This is a genomic window from Vibrio sp. 10N.222.46.A1 (assembly GCF_041473595.1).
Classification (GTDB): Bacteria; Pseudomonadota; Gammaproteobacteria; order Enterobacterales; family Vibrionaceae; genus Vibrio; species Vibrio tasmaniensis_A.
This window is the reverse complement of sequence record NZ_JBFRSN010000404.1, coordinates 1-4,296: the sequence shown is the minus strand read 5'-3', so window position 1 is coordinate 4,296 and position 4,296 is coordinate 1. Positions and strand designations below refer to the sequence as shown.

6 protein-coding genes are annotated in these 4,296 nt (G+C 42.1%); 2 read left to right on the top strand and 4 right to left on the bottom strand.

Annotated elements, in window-relative coordinates; translation table 11 throughout:
* Positions 1–484 precede the first annotated feature (484 nt).
* Both AB4496_RS12700 and AB4496_RS12695 read left to right on the top strand, forming a co-directional pair.
* Entirely contained in the window at positions 485–1,204 is a 720-nt protein-coding gene (locus tag AB4496_RS12700) for a membrane lipoprotein lipid attachment site-containing protein (protein ID WP_102258502.1), read from the top strand.
* 177 nt (positions 1,205–1,381) lie between these two features.
* Positions 1,382–1,882: a hypothetical protein gene (locus tag AB4496_RS12695; RefSeq protein WP_102258503.1), complete on the top strand. Its 501-nt coding sequence runs from the start codon at positions 1,382–1,384 to the stop codon at positions 1,880–1,882.
* 104 nt (positions 1,883–1,986) lie between these two features.
* Here AB4496_RS12695 and AB4496_RS12690 read toward each other — a convergent pair whose 3' ends face one another.
* From AB4496_RS12690 to AB4496_RS12675, 4 genes are all read right to left on the bottom strand, one after another.
* A complete protein-coding gene (locus AB4496_RS12690) occupies positions 1,987–2,241 on the bottom strand; it encodes a DUF3297 family protein (protein ID WP_029223190.1) in 255 nt (84 codons plus the stop codon).
* Positions 2,242–2,484: 243 nt separating this feature from the next.
* Positions 2,485–2,943, bottom strand: a complete 459-nt coding sequence (locus AB4496_RS12685; RefSeq protein ID WP_102258504.1) for a GNAT family N-acetyltransferase — start codon at positions 2,941–2,943, stop codon at positions 2,485–2,487.
* Between the two features lie 64 nt (positions 2,944–3,007).
* Complete coding sequence (locus AB4496_RS12680; RefSeq protein ID WP_276605430.1) at positions 3,008–3,142, bottom strand: hypothetical protein; 135 nt, start codon at positions 3,140–3,142, stop codon at positions 3,008–3,010.
* Between the two features lie 24 nt (positions 3,143–3,166).
* Positions 3,167–4,296: PcfJ domain-containing protein (locus tag AB4496_RS12675; RefSeq protein ID WP_372131079.1), on the bottom strand; the 1,130-nt coding region annotated here is incomplete at its 5' end.

Sequence of the window (4,296 nt, the reverse complement as noted above, 5' to 3'; positions counted from 1 at the left end):
ATCAAGGGAATTGTATGTGCTTCAGGATTAATTTCTGTGATAGAGGTGGTTATTAACAAAAAATAACTTTAAATACAGCATATTAGTTTCATTTAATTAGACTGCGCTTCATATTTTTGTTTGTGTTGTTCTTGAGTGCAGAGTGCGCTTGTATAGAAAACTATCTTTCGAGTGAGCAAATATCGAACTTTTCAAACAAGGATATGCAATTAAGTTAAACAATTGTAAACAGAATCAACCTCTTTGCACCCAATTAATGTGAATAGATAAGTCGCACATCGCAATCGGCAATGCGTATAACTAGCAATACATAGCCAATGGTGATGTTTTGTATTTCTTTCCGTTTATTTATCGAATTACCAAGGTTGTTTATTGTACATCTCAAGCGATGCAGCAATGTCTATACACAAGGTGTGTACCCATCACCTAGTAGTGAGGTTAGTCAGTGAGCATCTTACGAATTCAACAAACGTTAGGAAATATCATGAACAAATCACTTATCGCACTCGTTCTTACTGCTGTTTTAGCAGGTTGTTCATCTGGCAGTGGTTCTGAACCGGCACAACCTCAATTTGATGGTGACTATGGTTTCGAAAACATTGACCCAGGTTTTGGAAACGGCGACTCTGATAGTGATGTCGACAATGGGTTTGATAATATCGACCCTGGCTATGGCAAAGATGATTCAAAAAACATTGCTGATACCATTGAACAAGCTGATCTAGGCTTCGTCTACATCCCAGATATCGGTGATGTACCATTTTTTAATAAAGACACAGGTGAAGCTCATATAAGCGCCGTAAAACAACGTTCTGATGATCACGAAACGCTATACAGCATCTACGTAGATGATAAACGTGTTGGTGAAATCATCATTCGTGATAACTATGTCAAAGTTAGCTCTGGAGACAAGATGATCTCAGGTGAGCAGAAGTCTTATCTTGATACTGAACATACCTTTTGGACTATTCGAGGTACGAACGGCAATGTAGTTGGTGACTTTAAGCGTCTCGACGATGGTGTTTGGGTGTTCCGTGAAGAAATGAACCGTGAAACATTTGTGGTTAAGTATCACGACGGTCAGTGGAACTTCATCCCTGTCGCAGACATTAAAAACAAGGTTAAAGACAACTTGCCGTCGCAAGCACAAGCCACCAAAGTGCGAGCAAAAATGCAGGTTAATAAGCTACGTACTTTGAAGTAATACTTATCACCAATCCCATATCAAAAAGGCATCCTCAAATCCAAGAGGATGCCGATCAAGCATCAACCAAGAATACATAACTAAAAAGCTCAAGGAAGATCCGGACTAGGTTACTAATTTACTGGCATTCAGTACTTTGAATTCGCCGATATTTTGTATACATAAGCGAGAGATCCAATGACCATCAAAAAGTTCCCCCTTCTGACATTAGCCGCTGTCTTGCTGTTCACTATGTCTAACGCACAAGCCAATGAACAAAACCAAGAAGAAACTGCGATAACATTTGGCCTATCAGCTGAACGAGGGTGGAGAGATTGGTCTGCTTCTTACATCAAATATCGTGGTCCGGGAAGCATAGGTTATGGCATCGAGTTTACTCGCTCGGCTTATAACGAAGGTGAAGAATCGTACGAATACAAGCAACACGACAACGAATATCAGTTTCACGCCCCTATTGGTATCACCGAAAACTTGTACATCACCCCAGGTTACGGGATTAAGCGTACCCATATGGACGTCACTTTAGATAACCGTGAGTTCTCTGACAGCTCAACCAAACAAGTTGGTGGCTTAGATGCAACCTACATCATGGACAGTGGCTTTGTTGTGACCGCAGGTTTCGATAAAGCAGAAGGAGAAGACTTGGAGTTCTCAATTGGAGCAGGTATCGCTTGGTAAAGTCGACTTAAGGAAGCATACGCAAACAAAAAGGGCCTAGATTTCTCTAGACCCTTCTATATAACAGCGTTTTGTACTCGACATTATCGAGTTACACGAAGTGATTAATCTTCGATGTAGAAAGCTTCTACTGTGCCTTTTAGAGTAATAAGCATTGGCTGACCAAAACGATCTAGCGCTTTAGGAGAAGGGATCTTAACCCAACCTTCGCTGATGCAGTATTCTTCAACATCAGTACGCTCTTTACCATTTAGACGAATGCCGATTGGGTATTCGAAACACTCAGCCACGTGGTGTGGGCTGCGTGGGTTACCTGCAAGATGATCTGGTAAAGCTGGTCTTGAATTAGTATCGCTCATGTTCATTACCTGTATGTACGTAAATAAAAAAAGTGCGTCATTCTAGTCAATATAGGCTTGGTGCTCAACAACTGGTGCAATAAATCGTAGAGATCGTTTTAATCAACAGCGAGTTGTTTGATTTAAAAGCGATATAGGCATGAGTTTCAACGAAAATTTAACAGAGTTATGCATTGTTGATGAAAGAGAGAGCTTCATTACTCGAAAGGCAGATAACCTAATATCAAAGTTTTTATTTCGAACTTATCGATTAAGCTCAATACTCATCACTTTATGGTTCGGTTCTGATTCGATATCGACGATTGACCAACCAAGAGAAAGGTACAAAGGCGCAATATTGGTGTAGGCGTACAACTTAGACGTTGAATCTTTCAAGGGTTGGGATTGATAATAGTCTGGCATTTGTTCAACAGCTCGTTTAATCAATTCACTCGCAATACCTTGACCGCGCCATACAGGGCCAACAAACACGGCGTTTATCCACACCACATCCCGAACCTGGTGAGGCTCTTGAAAATAGGAATACGCCAAGCCACCAATGACCACATTATCGCGAAGTACTGTTATTACTGGAGGGAGTTTTACGTTTTCTTTATAGGTATCTTTAAACTTGAAATTACACCATTCGCTTTGAAATAAGCCCTCTAACTCACTCCAATAAGGTGAGTTTTCATCGCAATTTCTAAAGATTACTTTCTGCATTTGTCCATCCTTTGAAGGGCTAATACGGCCATCCTAACCTTGGTTTATATCAGGGTAGGTAAAGTTACTCTTCTTCGTCGTAACTGTCTGCTGGGTCTTCATTGATTTCTTCGCCACACCCCAAGCATTCGGCTTGCAAATCCGTAGGCATCACAATAATCAAACCACAATGCGGGCATAAATCACCTTGTTGAAACATCCTGTTATTCCTTCTACGTCACAGCTATTGCTTCGGATACTTTTGCTTACTCGCTTCTTCTAACCAATCATGAATAACTTGGCGAGCAGACTCGGATGGCGGTGCATTTCGTTTCCCACAAATCTGGTCAATTTCAAACGGAAAGGCTTTGCTTGGAACACGACGTAGGCCAATGGTTAAGCGCTGAGGCTTAAGCATTCGAAACACCACATAGCGGTCGCTCATGATTCGATTGTGATAGACGCCAATACAATGTTTCTGTTCCACGCCCTCTTGTTCAAGGTCGTAGTAATCAGTAAGCGGATGAATGTTGTCATTACCAAGTAAAGGAACGGGATAAGGGATGTCCATGTCCACAGGCCGATTTCCTTCTAGACGGCGTAACTGACGCTGTTCTGTCCATCTATCATGCAGTTGCTCAAACATAGCAAAGGAATTTTGGCTAGTGATTGCACGCAGTGGATCGTCCATCTCCAAATCTTGACCCAGTAAAATCGCGTCTTGGAACATGGCCATCTTTGAAGGCGCATTGAGCCTTCCCTCTTCAACCATTGCAATACCTAATCGACTGCCGGTTAAAAACGGATGAACCTGATCCAAACGCAGCGCTGTGTAGCCAACTTTGGAGTAATGCTTGAATTTAAGAACACGTCTTTGCAGGGGTTCGAGAATTCGCACAATGTGGTCAAGCTCATCACCGACGTTGTAATGAAGCTCTAGCTTATCGATAAATTTAAGGGTCGCTTTACTACTGTCTAATCCCAATTCGGTTAAGATTCTCTTCTGCCCTAGGCGACTCAGTTCCAATGCTTTCTTGTTATCGACACTGTGTTTCATGCAGATTAACGCCAAGATAACCGGCCTTAATTCAAGCAGTTGTGCTGCCTCATAAGTGTTCGCCGCGAGCCAAAGCATCTGGTATTGATACTCAGGGAAATCATCGGTTATCTCACGATAACGAGCAGGTAACGAATCTAACCAACGACCATTTACATCAAACTGTTCAACAAGATTGAGGCTTAAACCAATACCACCGTCGAGCGGGAGTCGACCATCTTCAAACACATGAAAGCCGACAAGCTTTTGAGACCAATCTCGGATCTCAATATCGTAGTCGAAACCTAACGTCCTAGTGGGAATGGTGAGTAGTGCTG

What these genes read in the sequence shown, in the direction of transcription:
- AB4496_RS12690 (WP_029223190.1), bottom strand. Translation starts at nt 2,241, where the DNA reads ATGAGCGATACTAATTCAAGACCAGCTTTACCAGATCATCTTGCAGGT.
- AB4496_RS12695 (WP_102258503.1), top strand. Translation starts at nt 1,382, where the DNA reads ATGACCATCAAAAAGTTCCCCCTTCTGACATTAGCCGCTGTCTTGCTG.
- AB4496_RS12685 (WP_102258504.1), bottom strand. Translation starts at nt 2,943, where the DNA reads ATGCAGAAAGTAATCTTTAGAAATTGCGATGAAAACTCACCTTATTGG.
- AB4496_RS12700 (WP_102258502.1), top strand. Translation starts at nt 485, where the DNA reads ATGAACAAATCACTTATCGCACTCGTTCTTACTGCTGTTTTAGCAGGT.
- AB4496_RS12680 (WP_276605430.1), bottom strand. Translation starts at nt 3,142, where the DNA reads ATGTTTCAACAAGGTGATTTATGCCCGCATTGTGGTTTGATTATTGTG.